Source organism: Streptomyces sp. Ru73, from assembly GCF_002920575.1.
GTDB lineage: Bacteria > Actinomycetota > Actinomycetes > Streptomycetales > Streptomycetaceae > Streptomyces.
The window spans coordinates 13,242-35,669 of the sequence record NZ_PQSQ01000046.1 but is presented as its reverse complement, the minus strand read 5'-3'; the positions used below and the strand labels follow the sequence as shown (position 1 = coordinate 35,669).

Annotated in this window: 18 protein-coding genes; 8 read left to right on the top strand and 10 right to left on the bottom strand. The window is 72.6% G+C overall.

Features of this window, described 5'->3' with window-relative positions; translation table 11 throughout:
• Window positions 1-268: 268 nt before the first annotated feature.
• From C3486_RS20300 to C3486_RS20290, 3 genes are all read right to left on the bottom strand, one after another.
• A complete protein-coding gene (locus tag C3486_RS20300) occupies window positions 269-862 on the bottom strand; it encodes a TetR/AcrR family transcriptional regulator (RefSeq protein ID WP_103834158.1) in 594 nt (197 codons plus the stop codon).
• Window positions 863-906: 44 nt separating this feature from the next.
• A complete protein-coding gene (locus tag C3486_RS20295) occupies window positions 907-2,568 on the bottom strand; it encodes a class I adenylate-forming enzyme family protein (protein WP_103834157.1) in 1,662 nt (553 codons plus the stop codon).
• A gap of 69 nt (window positions 2,569-2,637) precedes the next feature.
• Entirely contained in the window at window positions 2,638-3,411 is a 774-nt protein-coding gene (locus tag C3486_RS20290) for an SDR family oxidoreductase (protein WP_181138618.1), read from the bottom strand.
• A gap of 168 nt (window positions 3,412-3,579) precedes the next feature.
• On the opposite strand from C3486_RS20290, the gene C3486_RS20285 reads away from it, so the two are divergent.
• The 3 genes from C3486_RS20285 to C3486_RS20275 all read left to right on the top strand — a co-directional run bounded on the left by C3486_RS20285 (window position 3,580) and on the right by C3486_RS20275 (window position 7,742).
• On the top strand, window positions 3,580-4,857 hold the full coding sequence (locus C3486_RS20285) for an exo-beta-N-acetylmuramidase NamZ domain-containing protein (RefSeq protein ID WP_103834155.1): 1,278 nt from the start codon (window positions 3,580-3,582) through the stop codon (window positions 4,855-4,857).
• A gap of 73 nt (window positions 4,858-4,930) precedes the next feature.
• Window positions 4,931-6,262, top strand: coding sequence for an MFS transporter (locus C3486_RS20280; protein ID WP_374936900.1), 1,332 nt, complete (start codon window positions 4,931-4,933; stop codon window positions 6,260-6,262).
• A 151-nt stretch (window positions 6,263-6,413) separates the two neighbouring features.
• The gene (locus C3486_RS20275) at window positions 6,414-7,742 is read left to right on the top strand and encodes a serine-threonine protein kinase (protein WP_103834154.1); all 1,329 of its coding nucleotides are present in this window, start codon (window positions 6,414-6,416) and stop codon (window positions 7,740-7,742) included.
• Between the two features lie 69 nt (window positions 7,743-7,811).
• Here C3486_RS20275 and C3486_RS20270 read toward each other — a convergent pair whose 3' ends face one another.
• Window positions 7,812-10,631, bottom strand: a complete 2,820-nt coding sequence (locus tag C3486_RS20270; RefSeq protein ID WP_103834153.1) for a penicillin acylase family protein — start codon at window positions 10,629-10,631, stop codon at window positions 7,812-7,814.
• A gap of 209 nt (window positions 10,632-10,840) precedes the next feature.
• Between C3486_RS20270 and C3486_RS20265 the strand changes: the two genes are divergently transcribed.
• Window positions 10,841-11,452 (top strand): hypothetical protein, encoded by a 612-nt coding sequence (locus C3486_RS20265; protein ID WP_103834152.1) that lies wholly within the window; start codon window positions 10,841-10,843, stop codon window positions 11,450-11,452.
• A 245-nt stretch (window positions 11,453-11,697) separates the two neighbouring features.
• A complete protein-coding gene (locus tag C3486_RS20260; protein WP_103834151.1) occupies window positions 11,698-13,062 on the top strand; it encodes an OFA family MFS transporter in 1,365 nt (454 codons plus the stop codon).
• A gap of 119 nt (window positions 13,063-13,181) precedes the next feature.
• Here C3486_RS20260 and soxR read toward each other — a convergent pair whose 3' ends face one another.
• Window positions 13,182-13,688: a redox-sensitive transcriptional activator SoxR gene (soxR, locus tag C3486_RS20255; protein ID WP_103834150.1), complete on the bottom strand. Its 507-nt coding sequence runs from the start codon at window positions 13,686-13,688 to the stop codon at window positions 13,182-13,184.
• A gap of 89 nt (window positions 13,689-13,777) precedes the next feature.
• Here soxR and C3486_RS20250 point away from each other — a divergent pair, with 89 nt between their 5' ends.
• The gene (locus tag C3486_RS20250) at window positions 13,778-14,239 is read left to right on the top strand and encodes a MaoC family dehydratase (protein WP_103834149.1); all 462 of its coding nucleotides are present in this window, start codon (window positions 13,778-13,780) and stop codon (window positions 14,237-14,239) included.
• Between the two features lie 8 nt (window positions 14,240-14,247).
• Here the strand turns inward: C3486_RS20250 and C3486_RS20245 are convergent, their stop codons facing one another.
• Window positions 14,248-14,877 (bottom strand): TetR/AcrR family transcriptional regulator, encoded by a 630-nt coding sequence (locus C3486_RS20245; RefSeq protein WP_103834148.1) that lies wholly within the window; start codon window positions 14,875-14,877, stop codon window positions 14,248-14,250.
• 163 nt (window positions 14,878-15,040) lie between these two features.
• Window positions 15,041-16,192 (bottom strand): acyl-CoA dehydrogenase family protein, encoded by a 1,152-nt coding sequence (locus C3486_RS20240; RefSeq protein ID WP_103834147.1) that lies wholly within the window; start codon window positions 16,190-16,192, stop codon window positions 15,041-15,043.
• Window positions 16,193-16,303: 111 nt separating this feature from the next.
• Between C3486_RS20240 and C3486_RS20235 the strand changes: the two genes are divergently transcribed.
• A complete protein-coding gene (locus C3486_RS20235; protein ID WP_103834146.1) occupies window positions 16,304-16,936 on the top strand; it encodes a TetR/AcrR family transcriptional regulator in 633 nt (210 codons plus the stop codon).
• A 104-nt stretch (window positions 16,937-17,040) separates the two neighbouring features.
• Window positions 17,041-18,042, top strand: coding sequence for an urea transporter (locus C3486_RS20230; protein ID WP_258052887.1), 1,002 nt, complete (start codon window positions 17,041-17,043; stop codon window positions 18,040-18,042).
• Here the strand turns inward: C3486_RS20230 and C3486_RS20225 are convergent.
• The 3 genes from C3486_RS20225 to C3486_RS20215 all read right to left on the bottom strand — a co-directional run bounded on the left by C3486_RS20225 (window position 18,017) and on the right by C3486_RS20215 (window position 22,396).
• Window positions 18,017-19,408 (bottom strand): MFS transporter, encoded by a 1,392-nt coding sequence (locus tag C3486_RS20225; RefSeq protein WP_103834145.1) that lies wholly within the window; start codon window positions 19,406-19,408, stop codon window positions 18,017-18,019. The genes C3486_RS20230 and C3486_RS20225 overlap by 26 nt on opposite strands.
• 373 nt (window positions 19,409-19,781) lie before the next feature.
• Complete coding sequence (locus C3486_RS20220; RefSeq protein ID WP_103834144.1) at window positions 19,782-20,861, bottom strand: Zn-dependent alcohol dehydrogenase; 1,080 nt, start codon at window positions 20,859-20,861, stop codon at window positions 19,782-19,784.
• 116 nt (window positions 20,862-20,977) lie between these two features.
• Window positions 20,978-22,396: an aldehyde dehydrogenase family protein gene (locus C3486_RS20215; protein ID WP_103834143.1), complete on the bottom strand. Its 1,419-nt coding sequence runs from the start codon at window positions 22,394-22,396 to the stop codon at window positions 20,978-20,980.
• Window positions 22,397-22,428: the final 32 nt, after the last annotated feature.

Here is a 22,428-nt window from a genome sequence, read left to right as displayed (position 1 = left end):
GGCCTCGCCCAGGCCCGGCCGGTTTCATCCCGGCCCCACGCGTGCGCGGACCCCCACCTGGGTAACCCCCTGGTGGGGGTCTGTGGGTCTGCGCAATCGGGGCCGGCGCCGCAGTCATACGAATGCGCCGCGCCTACAGGAACGACGCGCGGCCGCACCCCCTGCAAGCCCCGCGCCCACGTCCGCCCTCAGGCACCGCGGCCGCGCTCCCCCTCAGGCGCCGCCGTACACCGCCCCCTACGGGCGCGGCGCCGCAGCACAGAGGCCGCTACGGCCGCAACGCCCGCAGCAGGAGGTCCGCCAGGTGGTCGGCGACCTGCTGGGGGGTGAGGGGGCCGCCCTCGCGGTACCAGGTGCCGAGGTGGTGGACCGAGCCGAAGTGGTAGTCCACGACCAGGTCGGCGGGGACGTCGGCGGTGAAGACGCCGGCCTGCTGGCCCTCTTCGATCAGCGCGCGGAAACGCTCGTGGTAGCGGCGCCGCTCGGCGCGCACCTGCTTGTCCTTCTCCGGGGAGAGCTGGTGCATGGAGCGGAAGAAGATCTTCGTGTCGTCGAGGTTCTCGATGGTGGTGACGACGACGTCCGCTGCGGCCTCCCGGAGCCGCTGCTCCACCGGCGCGTCGGCGTTCGCGAAGTGGTCCAGGCGCTCCTGCTGGAGCCGGAGCACCCGCCCGTAGACCTCGTGCAGCAGGTCGTCCTTGGAGCCGAAGTAGTGGTACAGCGCGCCCTTGGTGACGCCCGCCGCCTCGACGATCTCCTGGACCGAGGTCCGGTCGTACCCCTGCTCGGCGAAGAGCCGGGTGGCGGTGGCCAGCAGCCGCTGTGCCACGGGCTTCGTGCTCCCGTCCGTCGTGCCGGCCATCGCCCTCACCTGTCCTTCTCCGTGCTGTTCGCGTGCTGTGGAGGCTAGCCGCGGTCCCGCAGCTCCCGTCGGAGGATCTTGCCACTCGTGGTCTTCGGCAGCTCCGGCAGGACCTCGACCTCCCGGGGATATTTGTACGCGGCCAGCCGTTCCTTGCAGTAGGCGGCCAGCTCGGCCGGGTCGGGGGACTGGCCGGGGCGCAGGCTGACGTACGCCTTGACCGATTCCCCGCGGTAGGCGTCCGGGATGCCGACGACGGCTGCTTCGCGGACGGCCGGGTGGCTGTACAGCACGTCCTCGACCTCGCGCGGCCAGACCTTGAAGCCGGACGCGTTGATCATGTCCTTCTTGCGGTCCACGACGTACAGCCAGCCGTCGGCGTCCATGAAGCCGATGTCGCCGGTGCGCAGCTCGCCGCCGGGGATCGCCTCGGCGGTGGCGTCGGGGCGGCGCCAGTAGCCGGGGACGACCTGGGGGCCGCGTACGGCTATCTCGCCCTGTTCGCCGAAGGGCACGTCCCGGCCCTGGTCGTCGATGATCCGGACGATCGTGTCGGGCCCCGGTACGCCGACGGCGAGGGTGCCGGAGACCTTGTCGACCGGGGCCTCCAGGTGCGGCGGCACGCTCGCGCAGGGCGCGGTGCACTCGGTGAGGCCGTAGCCGTTGCGGATGTACGGGCCGAACGCGGCGCGGAACTTCTCGACCAGCGCGGGCGGCAGCGGCGCGCCGCCGGAGGCGAGGGTGGCGAAGGAGGAGAAGTGGTCGCGGGAGGCGTCGGGGTGCGCCATCAGGGCCATGAAGGCGGTGGAGGGGCCGACGGTGAAGGCCGGGCGGTGTTCCAGGAAGGCGTCCAGGACGACGCCGGCCTCGAAGCGGTAGGCCAGCGCGAGGGTGCCGCCGCCGGTGATGCAGGAGGCCAGTTCGCAGACCATGCCGGTGATGTGGAAGAGGGGCGCGAGCGCGAAGTAGGTGGCGCCGTCGGGGAGTCCGAGGCCGGTGCGCTGGCGTTCGGCGTTGTAGGAGATGTTGCCGTGGGTGTTGGTGGCGCCCTTGGGCGTGCCGCTGGTGCCGGAGGTGTAGCTGATCAGGGCGATGTCGTCGGCGGTGAGCTCGGGCACGCCGGCGGCGGGGCCGCGCCCCGCGTGTGCGCGGGCGGCGGCCAGCAGGTCGTCGGCGCCTTCGCGCGGGCCGAGCCGTTCGCCGCGCAGCACGCGGGCGTCGTCCCGGGTCTGCAGGTCTCTTTCGCAGGCGGTCAGGGCGATGGTCACGGAGGGGACGGCCGCGGCGGTGTCGCGGAGGAAGGCGTCCCAGGTGTGGTCGGCGCAGAGGACGGCGGTGACCTCGGCGTCGGTGAGGACGTGCGTCATCTCGCCGGACTTGTACATGGGGTTCACGGGGACGACGACGCCGCCGGCCTTCCAGACGCCGAGTACGGCGAGCACGAAGTGCGGGGTGTTCTGCAGCATGACGGCGGCGCGGTCGCCGGGCCGGAAGCCCCGGTCGCCGAGGTGGGCCGCGATGCCGTCGGAGAGCGCGTCGGTCTCGGCGTAGGACAGCCGGCCGTCGAAGTAGGCCAGTGCGGTGCGGTCGGGCACCCGGCGGACCGCGGCGCGGAAGGCGTGCAGCGTGGAGGGGTGCGGGTGCACGGGGGCGCGCTGGGCCTCGTTCAGCTGCGACAGCCACGGCATGTCCTGGTACGACGTCATCGGCGTCCGGCCCTTTCTCTCGTCTCGTCCCGGTGGTGGTGCGGAGGTCCCGTGGTGGTGCCGCTCCGGTCAGGCGCCGGCGTCCTCGGCGGCTTCGAGCTTGCGCTGGAGGTGGTTCATGCCGCCCAGCCAGCGGGCGGGGTCGGCGGCGCGGGTCGCGTAGTAGCCGGCGACCTCGGGGTGCGGCAGGACCAGGAAGCGGTTCTCGGCGATGGCGTCGAAGAGGGCGTCGGCGACGGCGGCGGGCTCGATGGCGCCGGGGGTGAGGACGAGGTCGCCGGCGGAGCCGGTGCCGGCGAGCATGTCGGTGCGGACGCCCTGGGGGCAGATGGCGTGCACGTCGATGCCGCGGTGCTTGTAGGTGAGCGAGAGCCATTCGGCGAAGGCGTACGCGGCGTGCTTGGACACGCTGTACGGCGCGGAGCCGATCATGGTGAGCAGGCCGGCCGCCGAGACGGTGGCGACGAACCGGCCGCTGCCGCGCTCCAGCCACTCGGGTATCAGCGCGCGGGCAGCGCGTACGTGGGCCATGACGTTGACGTCCCAGGCCAGCTGCCAGTCCTCGTCGGGGGCCTCGGGGCCGCCGCCGGTGCCGACGCCCGCGTTGGCGCAGAAGACGTCGATGCGGCCGCCGAGGGCCTCGCGGGCGGCCGGGACGACGGCGGAGGCGTCGCCGGGCACGGCGATGGCGCCCAGTTCGGCGGCGGTGCGCTCGGCCTTCTCCTTGTCGAGGTCGTTGATGACGACCCGGGCTCCCCCGGCGATGAAGCGGGCCGCGAGCGCGGCGCCGATGCCGCCGCCCGCTCCGGTCACCACCACGGCCTTGTCCCGCACGGCTTCCACTTGCGTCTCCCTCGCCTCGCCCGGCACCACGGTCAGCAGGCAGACTAACCAGTCGGTATGTGACTGCGGAAGCCCCCGGAGGCAGCCGTCCGGGGCAATGCCCCGGCGGCGGGCCGTCCGGCGCATTAGCGTGCGGTGCACACGAGTTCCGATTCCGGAGGTGTGCGCATGTCCCTGTCCAGAAGAAGCCTGCTGGCCGTCACCGGCGCGGTGGGGGCCGCCTCGGCGGCGAGCACCGGACCGGCCGCCGCCCTCTCCCCCGCGGCGGCGCCGCCCGGCCGCGGCCGCCGCGTACGGACCGGCTTCGACCTGCTCGCGGCCGACGGGTACGCGCTGCTCTCGGGGCAGAAGGTCGGCATGGTGACCAACCCGACCGGTGTCACCCCGGACGTCGAGCACATCGTGGACGTCATGCACGCGGACGAGCGGGTGAAGCTGACCGCCGTCTTCGGGCCCGAGCACGGCTTCCGCGGCACGGCGCAGGCGGGCGGTTCGGAGGGCAAGCACGACGATCCGGCGACCGGGCTGCCGGTGTACGACACGTACCAGAAGAGCGGGAAGGCGCTGGCGGACATCTTCACCGAGTCCGGGGTCGACACGGTGGTCTTCGACATCCAGGACGTGGGGGCGCGCTTCTACACGTACATCTGGACGCTGTACGACTGCATGGTGGCGGCGGCGACGGCGGGCAAGCGCTTCGTGGTGCTGGACCGGCCGAACCCGGTGACCGGCCGGTCGGCGAGCGGTCCGGTACTGGACAAGAAATACGCCTCGTTCGTCGGCCGGGAGCCGATCGCGCAGGCGCACGGGATGACGGTGGCGGAGCTGGCGCTGCTGTTCAACGACCGGTTCGTGCCCGCGGCGGCGGGCAAGGCGGTCCGGCTGGACACCGTGCTGATGAAGGGCTGGCGGCGCGCGGACTTCTTCGACGCGACCGGGCTGCCGTGGGTGCCGCCCAGCCCGAACATGCCCACCCCGGACACCGCGCTGGTCTACTCCGGTACCTGCCTGTTCGAGGGCACCAACCTCTCCGAGGGCCGCGGTACGACCCGCCCCTTCGAGCTGCTCGGTGCCGAGGGCATCGACCGGAGGTGGGCGGCGGCGGCCAACGCTGAGCGGCTGCCGGGCGTCCGCTTCCGCGAGGCGTACTTCGCGCCGACGTTCTCCAAGTTCCAGGGGAAGACGATCGGCGGGGTGCAGCTGCACGTGCAGGACCGGGCGGCGTTCGATCCGGTGCGGACGGGCATCGCGCTGCTGGTGACGGCGAAGAAGGTGTGGCGGGACTTCACGTGGCGCGCGGACAACGGCATCGACCGGCTCGCCGGGTCCGACAAGGTCCGCACGATGATCGACGCGGGCGCCGGCACGGCCGAGGTGGTGGGCGCCTGGCAGGCGGACCTGGCCAAGTTCCGCGCGCTGCGGGCGGATTACCTGCGCTACCGCTGACCGGCGCGCCTCCGTCTCAGAGGCCGAGACCACACGTCCCACCTATTGACTGCCCACTCCAACGACCGTGAGCATGCGGCTCGTGCAGAGCGAAGCGACAGCAGAAGAGACCACGGCCGGCTCCGCCGGACAGGACGGCAGCCCGGAGAGCCTGCGGCGGGTGGCCGTGGCCTCGTTCATCGGCACGGCCATCGAGTTCTACGACTTCTACATCTACGGGACGGCGGCCGCGCTCGTACTGAACCAGGCGTTCTTCCCGACCCTGGACCCGGTCAACGCCACCCTGGCCTCGTTCTCGACGTACGCCGTGGCGTTCGCGGCCCGGCCGCTCGGCTCGATCGTCTTCGGGCACTTCGGCGACCGGGTGGGCCGCAAGTCCGTACTGGTCGTCTCGCTGCTGCTGATGGGCCTGTCCACGGCGTTCGTCGGGCTGCTGCCCGGCTACGCGACGCTGGGCATCTGGGCGCCGCTGCTGCTGATCCTGCTGCGCTTCCTGCAGGGCATCGGGCTGGGCGGCGAGTGGGGCGGCGCGGCGCTGCTCGCGGTCGAGCACGCGCCGAAGAAGCGCCGCGGCCTGTACGCCGCCTTCCCGCAACTGGGCCCGTCCGTCGGGTTCTTCGCCGCGACCGGGGTCTTCTGGCTGCTGTCGGCGTCGCTGGCGGACGACGCGTTCCGGTCGTGGGGCTGGCGGATTCCCTTCCTGCTGTCGTTCCTGCTGGTCGCGGTGGGTCTCTTCGTACGGCTGAAGATCAGTGAGACGCCGGTCTTCGCGAAGGTGATGGAGGCGCAGGAGGCCAGCAGGGTCCCGACGCTGGACGTCCTCCGCGGCGGCTGGCGCGAGCTGCTGCTCGGCGCGGGCGGCATGATCATCGCGTACGGGCTGTTCTACACGGCCACCACGTACTGCCTGTCCTACGCGACCGGCACGCTCGGCATCTCCCGCAACACCATGCTGGGCCTCTCCCTGGTGGCCTGCCTCTTCCTCGCGGCCGGCACCTGGCTCGCCGCCACCCGTTCCGACGGCGCGGGCCGCCGCAAGCTGATCCTGGCCGGCTCCGGCCTCGCGGTGGTCTGGGGGCTGGTCCTCTTCCCGCTGCTGGACACCGAGTCGCCGGTCCTGGTGGCGCTCGCCCTCGGCGGCGCGCTGTTCTGCATGGGCGTGGTCTACGGGCCGATGGGCGCGTACCTGCCCGAGCTGTTCGCCACCAAGGTCCGCTACTCCGGCGCCTCACTCGCCTACAACCTCGGCGGGGTGCTCGGCGGTGCGGTCTCGCCGCTGATCGCGACCCGGCTGCAGGCCGCCTTCGGCTCGTCCTCCGTCGGCTGGTACGTCTCCGCGATGGCCGTGGTCTCGCTGCTGTGCGTGCTGGTGCTGCCGGAGACCCGGGAGCGCGAGCTGGCCTGACCCGCGGCCGGGCGGCGCGCCGGGTGCGCGCCGCCACCGGGCCCGCGGTACGGCTCCCGCCTCCGTCGTCCTGCGTACGTCGTCCTGCGTATGGCGGTGACGGCCGGGGCGCAGGACGATCGCTGCACGAGAGGCAGCGAAGGGGGTCGTCATGGCGGGTGTCGGGGTGCGGCCGTACTGGGAACTGACGTTTGACGCCGACGGGGACGTGAATCCGCGGCAGCGGGACGCGCTGCTGTCGGGCGTGGTGCGGGAACGGCTGACCGATGTGGTGGTCTTCTCGCACGGGTGGAACAACGACCGGTCGATGGCCACCCGGCTGTACAGCAGGGTCTTCGAGCCCTTCCCCGAGCTGCTGGTGGACGGGCGGGCCCGGCTGGGGTACGTGGGCGTGCTCTGGCCGGCGCTGCGCTTCACCGACGAGCCGATCCCCGACTTCGATCCCTCGCCGCAGGCCCGGTCCGCCGCGCTCTCGGAGGCCGCGGCGGGGCCGGCGCTGCGGGCCCCGATGCGGCAGCAGCTGGCGGCGGTCTTCCCGGGCCGGGAGCTGGTGCTGCAGCGGATCACGCAGCTGCTGGCGGAGCGGCCCGACGCGCGCTCGGCGTTCGACGAGTTCGCGCGGCTGGTGCGGGAGCTGATCTCGGTACCGGAGGACAGTCCCGACCTGCGGTTCGCGACGGACAGCGGGGACGGGACGCCGGGCATGCTGACCGACGACGCGCTGGAGGTCTGCGAGGTGTTCACGGCCGCGCTGCGGTCGGCGGGCGCCGGGGTGTGGCCGGGCGAGGCGGTGGACGCCGAGCGGATGCCGCTCTTCGGCGGCGGGCTGACCCGGCTGTGGAACGGCGCGCACGAACTGCTGCGGCAGGGCGGCTACTACGCCATGAAGCGGCGTGCCGGCACGGTGGGCCAGCTGGGGCTGGGCCCGGTGCTCGGCGGGCTGGCGGACGCGGCGCCCGCGCTGCGGGTGCACCTGGCGGGCCACTCCTTCGGCGGCCGGCTGGTCTCGTACGCGCTGCGCGGCATGCCGCGGGACAACCGCAGTGTGAAGTCGGTGACGCTGCTGCAAGGGGCCTTCTCGCACTACGCGTTCACCGCCCGGCTGCCGTACGACGAGGCGCGCTCCGGCGCGCTGAACGGCATGCAGCAGCGGATCGACGGCCCGCTGGTGGCCTGCCACTCGGTGCACGACGAGGCGCTCGGCACGTTCTATCCGCTGGCGTCGAAGCTGGCCGGGGACTCGGCGAGCTTCCTGGGGCTGTTCGACCGCTGGGGCGCGATCGGGTTCGACGGCATCCAGGCCGTCGACGGGGCGCGGCGGATCCGGCTGGGCGAGGCGGTGCCGACGACGGGCTGCGTGAGCGTGGACGCCTCGGCCGTGGTGCGGCGGGGCGCGCCGCCGGCCGGTGCGCACAGCGACATCTGCCACCCGGAGCTGGCCCGGGTGATCACGGAGGCGGGCCGGATCGGCCGCGGCTGACCGGCCCGCATGCGCGCGCGGTGCGCGGAGCCCCCCACGGCTCCGCGCACCGCGCCGTTCACGAGCCGGCTAGCGGTGGCTCGGGAACTCCACCACCTGCTGGTAAGTCGGCCGGTTCTGCCAGCTGATCGGGTCGTGCGTGATGCCGCCGACCGCGCGCTGGATGATCGCGTCGGAGCACCACTGGTCGCCGGCCTTGCAGGAGTCGTCGCCCGGGTAGACCTGCTCGGCGGTCTTGGCGGCCGCCTCGCGCAGGGTGCTGACGAGGGTGTCGTGGCAGGCGTGCAGGTCGCCCTCGCCGCAGTACCGCTCGGCCAGGCCGCCGCGCACCTTCTCGCCGAGCACGGCGCGCAGGTCCTTGTCGGCGTAGGACCACCAGCCGTACTGGAAGGCCGAGCCGGCGTGGCTGCCGGTCGGGCCGTGGCCGGCCGAAGGCGACTCGTCGACGGCGATGTTGGCCTTCAGCGCGTCGTAGAGGCCGTCGCCCAGGCCCGGCCTGAACACCTTCTCGATCATGAGCGGCCACCAGGCGTCCATGATGCGTACGGCGTCGGAGTGGGCGTACTTCTTCGCGCCGGGGCCGGTCTCGCGGCGCTGCGCGCCGTCCTTGCGCCAGGCGTCCAGCTGCTGCACGGCCGTCTTCACCGCCGGGTCGTCGACCGGCGCCGAGCGCAGCACCTTCAGCAGCTCCGGCAGGACGTCCTCGCCGCGCAGGTCGGTGACGGCGGCCTCGCTCATGGCGCGGGTGAGCGAGGCGCGGGTGACGCCGCCGTCCTTCACCAGGGCCCTGACCCGGTCGTCGAGCAGGTTGCCGCGGTGCACGGAGCCGTTGCCGAAGCCGGCCGAGTCATAGTCCCTGGCCTGCTTGTTGTTCCAGGAGATGTAGTAGTCCTGGCCGACCGACTGGGGGTGCTGGTCCGCCGGGGTGTAGGCGGAGGTGTTGGCCTTCGGGTCCCAGTCCCGCCACTCGTACGCCTTCTCGGCCCGGACCGGGAGGGACGGGTCGACCTTCGGGTTGCGTACGGGGTTCAGGCCGCTGTTGTAGTACGCGATGTCCCTGGAGTCGGCGTAGAACCAGTTGAAGGCGTAGCCGATGTGCTGCGCCGCCTGCTGGAAGGACTTCGCGTCCTTGACGTAGGACGGGTCGTTGAACATCTGGAAGCCGATGATGGAGTCGGCCTCGTGGCGGTAGGTGGAGCGCTGCGCGGTGTAGGCGACGGGCTTGCCCTTGACGGTCGCGCGGTGCGTCACGACGCCGTAGTCGGTGCGGTAGACCTGCATCCGGTACGAGCCCGCTGCGGTGGGGTCGGCGACGGTCGGCTGCCAGGAGTTGGTGCGCTCCAGCTTCTCCATGGGGACGCAGCGGCCGTCCTTGCGGTACCCCGTGGAGTCCTTGGTGGGTGCCGAGCCGTCGGCGTTGCACAGGTCGACGGCGTAGGTGTCGGTGATGTCCTGGCTCGCCGAGGTGGCGCTCCAGGCGTAGTCCTGGCCGCGGCCGAGCTGGACGTACATGCCGACGCCGGCGAACGAGGCGCCGCGGGCGCTGATGCCGGGGCCCTGGATCTCCTGGAGCATCAGCAGCTGCGGGGCGAAGTAGCCGGTCTGCGGTCCGAAGACGGCGACCGGGTGGCCGGATGCGGTGTGCTTGCCGGAGACCAGCAGCGCGTTGGACATGCCGCGGTGCTGGGTGGTGTCGAAGCTGCCCCTGGGCAGCACGCCGTCCTGGAAGACGCCCTTGAGGGGCTCGAGCTTCTTCGGGGCCTGCACGTCGGCCTGCGGTGGGTCGCTCTTCGCGGTGGCCGCGCCCTTCCGGTCGTACACCAGCTGTTCGGGGGTGACCGAGCCGCGGTCGGGCAGCGCCGTGCCCTCGGCGTTCTTCGGCTTCTCCGCGTACGGGAAGGACTGGCCGTCGTGGAGCGTCATCGCGGCCTCGGGGTCGTTGCGCTCCCGGAAGGACTCCCAGACCTGCGTGCCCTTCTCGACGCCGTACTTCTGCTGGGCCGAGAGCAGCGCGAGGGCCTGCGGGACCTCGCCGCCGCCCCCGTTGCCGAAGAGCCCGCCGACGACGGAGGCGAGGGCGATGAGGTCGGTGAGCTTGAAGGGGGCGATCTCGCCCTTGTTGGTGATGGCGTCGACGTGCCCGGTGAGGACGTACTCGCCGGGGAAGTAGCGGCCCTTCTTGGCCTGCTCGCGGTAGGCGTTGATGCCGTCGACGTACGCCTGCGCGTCGGCCATGGCCTGCTCGCCGCGTGCCCCGTTGTTCTTGCGGATCGCGTCGACCTGGTCCTGGAGGTCCTGCTCGGTGTACGGGGCCTTGGGCCAGAACTCCTGCTCCAGGCCCTGGTTGGCGAGCGCTCCGCCGGCGAAGGAGGTCAGTTCGCCGCGGCCGATGTGCCGGAAGAGGTCCATCAGCCAGAGCCGGTCCTGGCCCGCGGCGTAGCCCGCGCCGTACTCGGTGCCGTAGCGGGTGGTGCCCTTGATGTGCGGCACGCCGGTCTTCTTGTCGCGGGTGATCGTCACGTCGTCGCGCGGCCGGGTCACCGAGCCGACCTGGTCCTCGGGGACGCCGAAGGAGGCGTCGTTGAAGAAGTCCTTCAGGGTGTCGTCGGTGAGCGACCGGTAGCCGCCGTTCAGCGCGTCGTAGGGGCCGAGCTGGTCGGAGGCGTGCGCGGGACGGGTGCCGAAGACCTTGTTGCCGAGGATCTCGGCGAGGGTGGCGTTGCCGTTCTCGCCGGGCGGCAGGATGTCGGCGCACTGGCCCTGGCAGTGGTCGGCGGGGTCGGTGTCCGCGGCGGCCGCCGCCGCGGGGAGGGGCGCCAGGGCGCTGGCCCCCAGGGCGAACACGGCTGCCAGGGTGACAGCGGTGCGCCGTCCGGTACGTCGTCGCATTCCTGCTCCTCGGGAGACGGGTGCGCAGGAGGTTACCGGCGGTAAAACCGCGGCGGAAGATGAACAACAGTCAACTTTTTTCAACCCGCCTGTCCCGTACGCCACATGGCCAACAGCCCAGATGCACACATCAGTTCGATGGATCCGGATCGCGGTCCGCTACGTCCATTCCATGTCCAGTCGGGTCCTCCCCACGGAGGTGGGATGAATTGGCCGGTTTCAGAGCTCTCGCCGAACAGGTCCGTAACCCGCGTCTCGTCGCCACCCAGCGACGGACGGCGCTGCGCAAGTGCCTCGAACGGTTCGCCCCCTACGGGCACCGGGCGACCTGGCACCACCTGTGCACCCGCGCAGGCATCGGGACGCAGGACCGCAACCCCGACCCGGGCCGGCTCATGGCCGCCCTGGCGGAACTGGAGGAAGCACGCAACCTCTGGCTCGCTTACGAAGCCGACTTCGCCGCCCGCAGGCGGCGTGAGAAGCACGACGGCATCCGGCAGCCGGGCGCCCTGCACGAATGGCACCTGCGCACCTGGGGAGGGTGCGACATCGTGCCGTGCGAGTCGCCCGACCGGCACCCCACGGCGCGCCTGGCCGAGGTGCTGCGCCGGGTGATCGCGGCCATGGAGTCGGGCCGGCCGCGCGAGGACTGCCCGGTCTGCGGCGGTCACCGCTTCGTCTGGCTCACCGACGCCGAGCGTCCGATGGCGGGGCCGGTCTGCCAGGAGTGCGGCGTGGTCACTCCGGCGGCGGTCCTCACCGCGGCCACGCTCTCCGCGGCCCGCCGGGCGCGGGCCGAACGCGCCTTCGCCGCGGCCTGAGCACCACGCGGCAGCTCCACGACGGGGCCGGCGACCACCGGCACCACCACGCGGGACACACCGGAGGCCTGCTCTCGGGACGGGGGACCCGAAGGGCCGCTGCGGCACGGCCGCACCGGGAACGGGGGACCCGCAGGTGACCCGCTCCGCCGCGGCGCGCGGCAGTTGGGCGGATCGCGCCGGAACTGGTTGAGTCCTTGACGAAGATCTTCCCCTGACTCACCCCACGGCACTACGTTCACGGCATGCTCGCGCTCGCCCGATCCGCCACCGTCGCCCCGCCGGGCTGGAGCCGCTGGCTCGTGCCGCCGGCCGCGCTCGCCATCCACCTCGCCATCGGACAGGCCTACGCCTGGAGTGTGTTCAAACCGCCCCTGGAATCCTCCCTCGGGCTCTCCGGCACCGCCTCCGCGCTCCCCTTCCAGCTCGCCATCGTGATGCTCGGCCTCTCGGCCGCCTTCGGCGGCACCCTCGTCGAACGGCGCGGCCCCCGCTGGGCCATGCTCGTCTCCACCCTCTGCTTCTGCTCCGGCTTCCTGATCGCCGCGCTCGGCGCCGCCACCCGTCAGTACTGGCTGGTCGTGCTCGGCTACGGCTTCATCGGCGGGATCGGCCTGGGCATCGGCTACATCTCCCCCGTCTCCACCCTGATCAAGTGGTTCCCCGACCGCCCCGGCATGGCCACCGGCATCGCCATCATGGGCTTCGGCGGCGGCGCGCTGATCGCCTCCCCCTGGTCCAGCGGGCTGCTGGACGCACTGGGCACCGACGCCGCCGGCATCGCGCGGACCTTCCTCGTGATGGGCCTGGCGTACGCCGTCTTCATGTCGCTGGGCGTGCTGCTGGTCCGGGTGCCCGCCGACGACTGGCGGCCGCCGGGTGCCACGCCCGCCGGGACCGCGGCCGGCGCGCTGGTCACCACCGCGCAGGTCTCCGCCCGCAGCGCGCTGCGCACCCCGCAGTTCTGGTGCCTGTGGGTCGTGCTCTGCATGAACGTCACGGCCGGCATCGGCATCCTGGAGAAGGCCGCGCCGATGATCGCGGACTTCTTCGCTGACACCTCGACGCCCGTGAGCGCGGCGGCGGCGGCCGGCTTCGTCGGCATGCTCTCGCTCGCCAACATGCTCGGCCGGTTCGCCTGGTCCACCCTCTCCGACCTGGCGGGCCGGAAGAACATCTACCGCCTCTACCTCGGCGTGGGCGCGCTGCTGTACCTCGTCCTGGCGCTGACCGGCGACGCGTCCAAGCCGCTCTTCGTGGCCTGCGCCGTGGTCATCCTGTCCTTCTACGGCGGCGGCTTCGCCACGGCCCCGGCGTACCTGAAGGACCTCTTCGGCACGTACCAGGTCGGCGCCATCCACGGCCGGCTGCTGACCGCCTGGTCCACCGCCGGCGTCCTCGGCCCGCTGATCGTCAACGCCATCGCCGACGCCCAGCACGCCGCCGGGCGCAGCGGGCCCGACCTGTACAGCACGTCGTTCTTCATCATGATCGGCCTGCTCGTGATCGGGTTCGTCGCCAACGAGCTGATCCGGCCGGTGCATCCGCGCCACCACGAGCCGGCCGAGCCGCGCCGCCAGGAGGACCGGGAAGAAGGAGCCGCCCTGTGACCGCCCGCCGCCGCGCCCTGCTCGCCTTCGTCTGGCTGTGGGTCGGACTGCCCTTCGCCTACGGTCTGTACGAGCTGGCGCTCAAGATGAAGCAGCTGTTCACCGGCTGACGGAACGCTTCAGCGGCCGGCGCGTGCGCACGCGCCGGCCCCGTCCTTCTCCGGGGCCGCCCGGTCCACGCGCAGCCGGCGCGCGCCGGGGCCCTGCTCACCCAGCTCGTCGTACGGGTTCGACAGCGCGCACTTCTCCAGCGACAGACAGCCGCAGCCGATGCAGTCGGTCAGCTTGTCGCGCAGCTCCAGGAGCTGGCCGATCCGCTCGTCCAGCTCGGCGCGCCAGGCTTCGGAGAGCCGGGCCCAGTCCTCGCGGTTGGGCGTGCGCTCCTCCGGCAGCTCGGCGAGCGCGTCCCGGATCACGGCGAGCGGGATGCCGACGCGCTGCGCCGCGCGGACGAACGCCACGCGGCGCAGGGTGTCGCGGGTGAACCGGCGCTGGTTGCCGGCCGTCCGGGTGCTGCTGATCAGGCCCTTGGACTCGTAGAAGTGCAGCGCCGAGACGGCCGCGCCGCTGCGCGCGGCGAGCTGGCCGACGGTGAGTTCATGGACTTTGCGCGGTAGCTGGGGCACGCCGCCAGCCTAACCGGACGGTCCGTTGACAGCGGCGGTTCCGCACAGCAAGCTGAGCAAGCGCTTAGTCGATGAGGAGGCACAGGAACATGGCAGACCCCCGAGTGTTCGGTTCGCTGGACGAGCTGCGTGGTGCGGTCGGCGAGGAACTCGGCCCGAGCGACTGGCTGGAGGTCGACCAGAAGCGGATCGACCTGTTCGCCGACGCGACCGGCGACCACCAGTGGATCCACGTGGACCAGGAGAAGGCCAAGGCCGGCCCGTTCGGCACCACCATCGCGCACGGCTACCTGACGCTGTCGCTGCTGCCCGCGCTGGTACCGCAGCTGATGCGTGTCGACAACGTGAAGATGGGCATCAACTACGGCACCAACAAGGTGCGCTTCCCCTCCCCCGTGCCGGTCGGCTCGCGGGTGCGCGCCACCGCGAAGATCGCCGAGGTGACCGAGGTGGCGGGCGGGGTGCAGCTCACCACGGTGGTGACCGTGGAGCGCGAGGGCGGCGACAAGCCGGTCTGCGTCGCGGAGTCGGTCAGCCGCTTCTACCTGTAGGGCCTTCCTTACGGGCGGCGCGCGCCCACCATGCCCAGGACCAGGTCGGCGTAGAGCTCGCCGACCTGGTCGGGCGTGCGCTTGCCGTCCGCGGTGAACCAGCGGGCCACGTCCACGCAGAGCGAGAGCACGGCCAGCGTCGTGCCCGGCACGTCCCGCACCGAGAACTCCCCGGCGTCCGTGCCGTCCTGGATGATCTCGCGCAGCAGCCGGTCGGTCTGCCGCCGCAGCCCCGCGATCTCGGCGTAGTGCTCCTCGCTGAGCGCCTTGAGCTCGTACTGGATGATGCGGGCCGTGGTGTGCCGCTCGGCGTGCCAGCTGGCGAAGGCGCGTACCGCGTGGCAGAGCCGGTCCGCGGCCGTGCCCTCGGCGCCGGCGGCGGCCGACATGATCTTCAGCGCGCGTTCGTGCCCGGTGACGCTGATGCGGTAGAGCAGCTCTTCCTTGGTCTTGTAGTGGATGTAGAGCGCGGCCGGGCTCATGCCGGCCCGCCCGGCGATGTCACGGGTGGTCGTGGCGTGGTAGCCGCGCTCGGCGAACGCCTCGACGGCGGCCCCGACCAGCCGCTGGGCCGCGTCCGGAGCCACTCCTGACCACTCCTCGGCGGCCTCGCCGGCCCGCTCCGCCTCCGCACCCATCGCGCACTCCGATCCCGCGGTCCGCCACGGTCCGTCCGCGGCGGGCCATCAGATCGAACACCATACCGCTGCGACTGAGCAAGCGCTTAGCGCGCCGCGGGCCCGGCCGGGTCACGGGGAACCGGCCGGGTCCGCGGCGCGCGGACGGCCACCGTACGCCGCTTCAGAACGCGGAGACGCCCGTCAGCGCGCGCCCGATCAGCAGCTTCTGGATCTGGCTGGTGCCCTCGTACAGCGTCATCACGCGGGCGTCGCGGAGCAGCTTGCCGACCGGGTACTCGTCGATGTAGCCGTACCCGCCGAAGACCTGGAGGGCGTTGTTGGCGCAGCGTACCGCGGCCTCGGAGGCGAACAGCTTGGCCTTGGACGCCTCGGTGACGAACGGCTTGCCGCGGTCGATCAGGTCGGCGACCCGCCAGGTCAGCAGCCGGGCCGCGTCCACGTCCAGCGAGATGTCGCTGAGCAGTTCCTGGACGAGCTGGTGGTGGGCGATGGTCTTGCCGAACTGGTCGCGCTCGGTGGCGTACCCCACCGCCGCGTCCAGCGCCGCCTGCGCGATGCCCACGCAGCCGGCCGCGACCGACATCCGGCCCTTGGCCAGCGCGGACATCGCCACCGAGAAGCCCTTGCCCTCGGGCGCGATCATCGCGGAGGCGGGCACCCGCACGTCCTCCAGGGCCAGCTCGGCGGTGGCCTGGCCGCGCAGGCCGAGCTTGCCGTGGATCTCCCGGCGGGACAGGCCGGGGGTGCCGGTGGGGACGAGGAAGGCGCTCACGCCCTTGTGGCCGGGCTCGGGGCCGGTACGCGCGAAGAGCAGCACCACGTCGGCCCAGGTGCCGTTGGTGATGAACATCTTCGAGCCGTTGATCACCCAGTCCCCGCCGTCGCGCACGGCACGCGTGGTGAGGTTGCCCGCGTCGGAGCCGGTGCCGGGCTCGGTGAGGCCGAAGCAGCCGATCGCCTCGCCGGAGGTGAGCCGGGGCAGCCACTCCCGCTTCTGGTCCTCGTTCCCCCAGGCGGCGATGGACTTCGCCACCAGGCCGAGCGAGACGGAGACGATGCCGCGCACGGAGGAGTCGCCGCGCCCCAGCTCCTCGGTGACCAGGGCGTACGCGAAGTGGTCACCGCCGGAACCGCCGTACTCCTCGGGGATGGTCAGACCCAGGAAGCCCAGGTCGCCCATGGTCTTCACGATGGCGCGGTCGACCTGTTCGGCGCGGTCCCACTCCGTCGCGTGCGGGGCGACCTCGCGGTCGACGAAGTCCTTGGCGAGCTGCCGGACGGCGGCCTGCTCCTCGGTGAGTTCGAGGTCCATGATGCGTCTTCCTCTGCGGGGGCAGTGGCGCAAGGCAGGCGGCAGCCGCGGGGCGCCGCAGCCTTAATTATCACTGCTAGTTTTTCGGCGGCAGCCTCTACTATGTGCGTCATGGCCCGACCCCGCAAGCCCCTGCTGAACCGTGAGCGCATCGTCACGGCGGCCCTCGCGCTCATCGACGAGGAGGGGCTGCAGGCGCTGTCCACCCGGCGGCTCGCCGCCGAGCTGGGCGTGAGCGGCCCCTCCCTGTACAACCACTTCACGACCAAGGACGAGATCCTGGACGCCGCGGCGGACATGGTGATCGCCAAGGTCGACGTCTCGGGCTTCGGACCCGAGCGGGACTGGCGGCGCGGGCTGCTGGAGTGGGCCCGGTCCTACCGCGCGGCGCTCGCCGCGCACCCGAACTTCGTGCCGTTCCTCGCACAGGGGCCGGGACGCCGCCCGGCGGGACTGAAGATGGCCGACGCGGCGTTCGGCGGCATGGTCGAGGCCGGCTGGCCGCCCGCGCAGGCCACCAAGGTCTGCGCGATGGTGCGGTACTTCGTCGCGGGCTCGGCGCTGGGCTCCTTCGCGCGCGGCTTCGTCGACGACGCTGCCGCCTACGACCCGGCCGACTACCCCCACCTCGGCCAGGCCCACCTGCTCGCCGAGCACCAGCAGCAGGTGGACGAGGGCGCGTTCGAGTCGGGGCTGCAGGCCCTGGTCGACGGGCTCGCGCTGCAGTTCCAGCCGGCCTCCTGACCGCACGCGCCGCACTGCGGGCGACCCTCCCCTGTTACCTACGTGTAACACGCATGTAATATCCGGAGCGCCCGTGACGTAGCACGCGCGACAGGAGAACCCACGTGCAGCAGCCGATACCGGACCGGCCGGCCCTCGCCTTCGCACTGCGCGTGCTGCGCGGCCAGGCCCAGGTGGACTTCCTGCCCAGCGCGCTCGCCGGCCTCGTCTTCACCATCGCGCTCTGCGCCGCCGGCTGGGAGTACGGCGTCTACGGGCTGTGCGGCACCGCGCTGGGCACCGCCACCGCACAGCTGCTCGGCGTCGCCCGCGACCGGATCACCGCGGGCCTGGAGGGCTTCAACTCCTGCCTGGTGGCGGTGGGCTTCGCGGCGTTCCTGGGCGCCGGCCACCTCTCGACCGTGCTGCTGGCGGCGGGCGGCTGCGTGGTCGTCACCGTGCTCACCGGCGCCGTCGGCACGCTGCTGCGCCCGTGGAACCTGCCGACGCTGACCCTGCCGTACTGCCTCACGGCCAGCGCCATGACCATCGCAGCGCCCGGCTTCACCCGCGCCTGGCACCACGACGGCGGGCTGGCGGCGCTGGCCCGGCCGGCCACCGGCCCGACCGCGCTCACCTGGACCGACCTCTGGCACGCCTTCTTCGCGAGCGTCGCCCAGATCTTCTTCATGCCGCAGTGGTACGTGGGCGCGCTGTTCCTGCTCGGCATCTTCGTCGCCGACCGCCGGCTGGGCGCGCTGGCCTGCCTGGGCAGCGCGGCCGGCATCGCGGCGAGCTGGCTGCTGGGCGCCCCCGCGCAGCAGATCGCCGACGGCGGGATGGGCTACAACGCGGTGCTGGTGACGATGGCGCTGGGCGGCGTCTTCCTGGCCGCCGACGGCTGGTCGCTGGCGTACGCGGTGACCGGCGCGGTCGCCGCGACCATCCTGACCTCGGCGGCCGCCGCGCTCTTCGCGCCGTCCGGCGGCCACACCTTCACCTGGCCGTTCGTGCTCACCACGCTGGCGTTCCTGGTGGCGGTGCCGGCCTTCCCCAGGCTGCGGAAGGCCGGCGCGCCGGAACCCGTCGCGGCGGGGAGCGCTACTCCGCCGGCCGCGGCCGCGTAGCGGGGGCCGGTACCCCGGCCTCCGCCGTACCGGCGGCCGCCCGGCGGGCCCGCTTGGCCAGGACCGCGATGGAGCCCAGGGCGACCACCGAGAGCAGCATGATGTAGCCGGAGACCGCCAGCGAGGTGCCGCTCACCTCCAGCAGCAGGACCATGAGGAACGGCGCGAGGCCGCCGCCCAGCACGGCGCTGATCTGGTAGCCCAGCGAGGCCCCGGTGTAGCGCATCTCCGCCGAGAACAGCTCGGCGAACAGGGCGGCCTGCGGCCCGTACATGATGCTCAGGAAGCAGCTGGTGACGAACGTGCCGACGGCCAGCCACCACAGCGACGCCGTGTCGATCAGCAGGAACATCGGCACCGCCCAGACCAGCAGCCCGGCCGCGCCGAGCGTGTAGATCCGCAGCCGGCCGACCCGGTCCGAGAGCGCGGCCGCGGCCGGGATCAGGGCGAGCTGGGTGAGGCTGACCAGCAGCGAGACCATCAGCACGGACGTGCGCTGCATGGCCAGTTCACGGGTCGCGTAGTCCAGTACGCCGGTGATCAGGATGTAGAACGTCGCGGTGTTCACCGCGAAGGAGCCGCCGGCCAGCAGGACCGTGCCGAGGTGGTGGCGGAGGATCGCGCGCAGCGGCGAGCGGGCGCTGCCGGCCTGCTTCTCGGCGGCGGCGAGCCGGCGCTCGGCGTCCCGGAACTCGGGCGTCTCCTCGACGCGGGTGTGGATGTACCAGGCGAGGACCAGCACGAGGATGCCGACGAAGAAGGGCAGCCGCCAGCCCCAGGAGGCGAAAGCGCCGTCCCCGACGGCCGCGCCGGCCACCAGGAAGACGGTGTTGGCGGTCACCACGCCGATCGGCACGCCGAGCTGGACCAGCGAGCCGTACAGCCCGCGCTTGCCCTCGGGCGCGTACTCGGTGGCCATCAGCATCGCGCCGCCCCACTGGGCGCCGACCGCGATGCCCTGCACGATGCGCAGCGTCACCAGGAGGATCGGTGCGGCGATGCCGATCGTTTCGTACGTGGGGAGCAGGCCGATGCCGGTGGTGGACAGGCCCATCAGGGTCAGCGCGAGGACGAGCATCGGCTTGCGGCCGCGCTTGTCGCCGAGCTGGCCGGCGATCACGCCGCCGATGGGTCTGGCGAGGAAGCCGACGGCGAAGGTCGCGAACGCGGCGAGCACGCCGGCGACCTGACTGCCGGAGGGGAAGAAGGCGTGGCCCAGTACGAGGGCCGCTGCGATGCCGAAGACGAAGTAGTCGTACCACTCGACGGCGGAGGCCAGGGCGGCCGCCGTGGCCACCTTCCGGCGGTGCCGGGCGGGGGTGCCCGCGGTGGTGCCGCGAGGTGTCGCGGAGGGGGCCGTGTCCATGCGTGCACGCTCCGAAGGGTGCGGGGAACGGGGGGCGGCGCCGTGATGTCGGGTGACCGTACCGACCGGCTGGTACGGCGTCAACGGACTGCGCAGCAGGGATTTTTACGGCGGGTTGGGCGGCGCTTTGCCCAGCGGAGCGTGGGGTTCCGGATGGCGCGCATAGAGGTGCAGCGCGGGTGGCCCCCACCCCGTCCGACGGATGGGGTGGGGGCTGAGTGCCCCGGGAGGGGGAGGTTCGCTCGAAAGGGGGGCCGGCGAGAGAAGACGGTTCGGAAGGGGCCGCGGGAGAAGACGGTTCGGAAGGGGGCCGGCGTCAGAAGGCGGCCCGGAAGGGGGCCGGTGCGAGAAGACGGCTCGGAGGGGCCCGGCGTCAGAAGACGATCAGGGCGCGGCCTCCCTTGCCCGCGAGCATGGCGTCGAAGGCGGCCGGGATGCCCTCCAGGCCGATCCGCTCGGTGACCAGTCCGGAGAGGTCCAGCGCGCCGCCGCGCACGTGCTCGGCGATGACCGGCAGGTCCTTGGCCGGGTCGCTGTTGCCGTAGACGCAGCCGGAGAGGGTGCGGCCGAAGTAGAACAGCTCCAGCGCGGAGAAGGTCACCTGCTGGTCCTGGCCCCCGACGCCGACGACCGTCGTCCGGCCGCCGCGGCGGGTCGAGGACCAGGCGGTGCGGATCGTGTCGGCGCGGCCCACGCATTCCAGGGCCACGTCGGCGCCGATCCCGCCGGTGAGCTTGCGGATGGCCTTCGCCGTGTCATCGGCCGCCACCAGGAAGTCGGTGGCGCCGGCCGCGCGTGCCAGCTCCTCCTTCGCCGGGGAGACGTCGACGGCGATGATCGGGCCGGCGCCCGCGATCCGCGCGGCCTGGAGCGTGGCGAGGCCGACGCCGCCGACGCCGAAGACGACGACCGACTCCCCCGCGCGGACCTGCGCGGAGTGGTGCACCGCGCCCCAGCCCGTGAGGACCGCGCAGCCGAGGAGCGCCGCCTCGGTGAGCGGTACGCCCTTGGGCAGCGGCAGCGCGGCGTTGGCCGCGACCACGGTCTCCTCGGCGAAGACGGCGGTGCCCAGGCCCGGGTACAGCTCGCTGCCGTCCGCCCGGGTGGCGTACGGCTTCGCCGCTGCCGCGGCCGAGTTGGCACAGAGCCACACCTCGCCCAGGCCGCAGAAGTGGCAGTCGCCGCAGGACGGGGCCCAGTTGAGGACGACGGGGTCGCCGGGCGCGAGGCCGGTGACCCCGTCGCCGACGGCGGTGACGGTGCCGGCGCCCTCGTGGCCGAGGACCGCGGGCACGGGCTGCTTGAGGGTGCCGTTGGACAGCGACAGGTCGGAGTGGCAGACCCCGGCGGCGGCGAGCCTGACCCGGACCTGGCCGGGTCCGGGCTCCGGCAGCTGGATCTCGGCGATCTCCAGCGGGGCGTTGACGGCGGGCAGTACGGCAGCGCGGACCACGGTGCGGTCTCCTCGGTGGGGAGGGCGGAGTACGGGCGGGAACTGCGGGACGGTACGTGCGGGCAGGGCCCGCGGGGAAGGGGCGGGCGCCGGTCGGTGACCGGCGCCCGGGCCGCTCAGAGCTGGAGCGACTTGGTCTGGAGGTACTCGGTCAGGCCGTGCGGGCCCAGCTCGCGGCCGACGCCGGACTGCTTGTAGCCGCCGAAGGGCGCGAGCAGGTTGAAGCGGCCGCCGTTGATGTCGACCTGGCCGGTGTCCAGCTTCCGCGCGAAGGCCACCGCGGTCTCCTGGTCCTTCGCCCAGACGGCACCGGCGAGGCCGTAGACCGTGCCGTTGGCGATCTGCACGGCCTCGTCCTCGTCCCGGTACTTCATGATCGAGATGACCGGGCCGAAGATCTCCTCCTGTGCGATGGTCATGTCCGGGGTGACGTCGGCGAAGACGGTGGGCCGGACGTAGTAGCCGGTCTCCAGGCCCTCGGGGGCCTCGGCGCCGCCGGTGACCAGGCGGGCGCCCTCCTCCTGGCCCTTGGTGATGAAGCCGCGGACCCGGTCGCGCTGCTTGGCGTTGACGACCGGGCCGAGCCGGCTGGCCTCGTCGTTCGGGTCACCGGGCAGGTACTTGGCGACGATGTCGGCGGCGAGCCGTACCGCCTCCTCGTACTGGTCCTCGTGGACGAGCATGCGGGTCAGCGCGTTGCAGGACTGGCCGGAGTTGCGGATGACGTCGGCGACGTTGACCTTCACGGCCTTGGCGAGGTCGGCGCCGGGCAGGATGACGTTGGCGGACTTGCCGCCCAGCTCCAGGGCCACCCGCTTCACGGCGCCGCCGGCGATGGCGCCGATCTTCTTGCCGACCGCGGTGGAGCCGGTGAAGGAGACCAGGTCCACGCCCTCGTGCTCGGCGAGCGCCTGGCCCGCGACCGTGCCGAGGCCGGTGACGAGGTTGAAGACGCCCGCCGGGATGCCCGCCGCGTCCACGCACTCGGCGAAGAGCTGGGCGGTGAGCGGGGTGTCCTCGGCGGGCTTGAGAACGACGGTGCAGCCGGCGGCGAGCGCCGGGGCGACCTTGTTGGTGATCTGGTGCAGCGGGTAGTTCCACGGGGTGATCGCGCCGACGACGCCGACCGGCTCGTGCAGCACGGTGGAGGTGCCGATCTGCTCCTCGAAGGAGTACTCGGCGGCGAGCTGGGCGTACGAGGCGGTGACCGCGATCGGCATGCCGGTCTGCACGTTCGCCGCGAAGGACTTCGGCGAGCCCAGCTCGGCGGTAATGGTCTCGGCGATCTCGTCGGCGTGTGCCTTGAGCTGCTCGACCAGCGCGGTGAGCTTGGCCGCGCGCTCGGTGGGCGCGGTGGCGCGCCAGCCGGGCAGTGCGGCGCGGGCGGCACGTACGGCGGCGTCGACGTCCGCGGCGGTACCGGCCGGAACGGTGGCGATCACCTGCTCGTCGGCCGGGTTGCGCACCTCGATGGTGTCGCCTCCCGCCGCGTCCCGCCAGGCTCCGTCGATGTACATGCCGTCGTGTGCCTTCATGTCGGCGTCCTCCCGAGGGTGGTCGTCAGGTG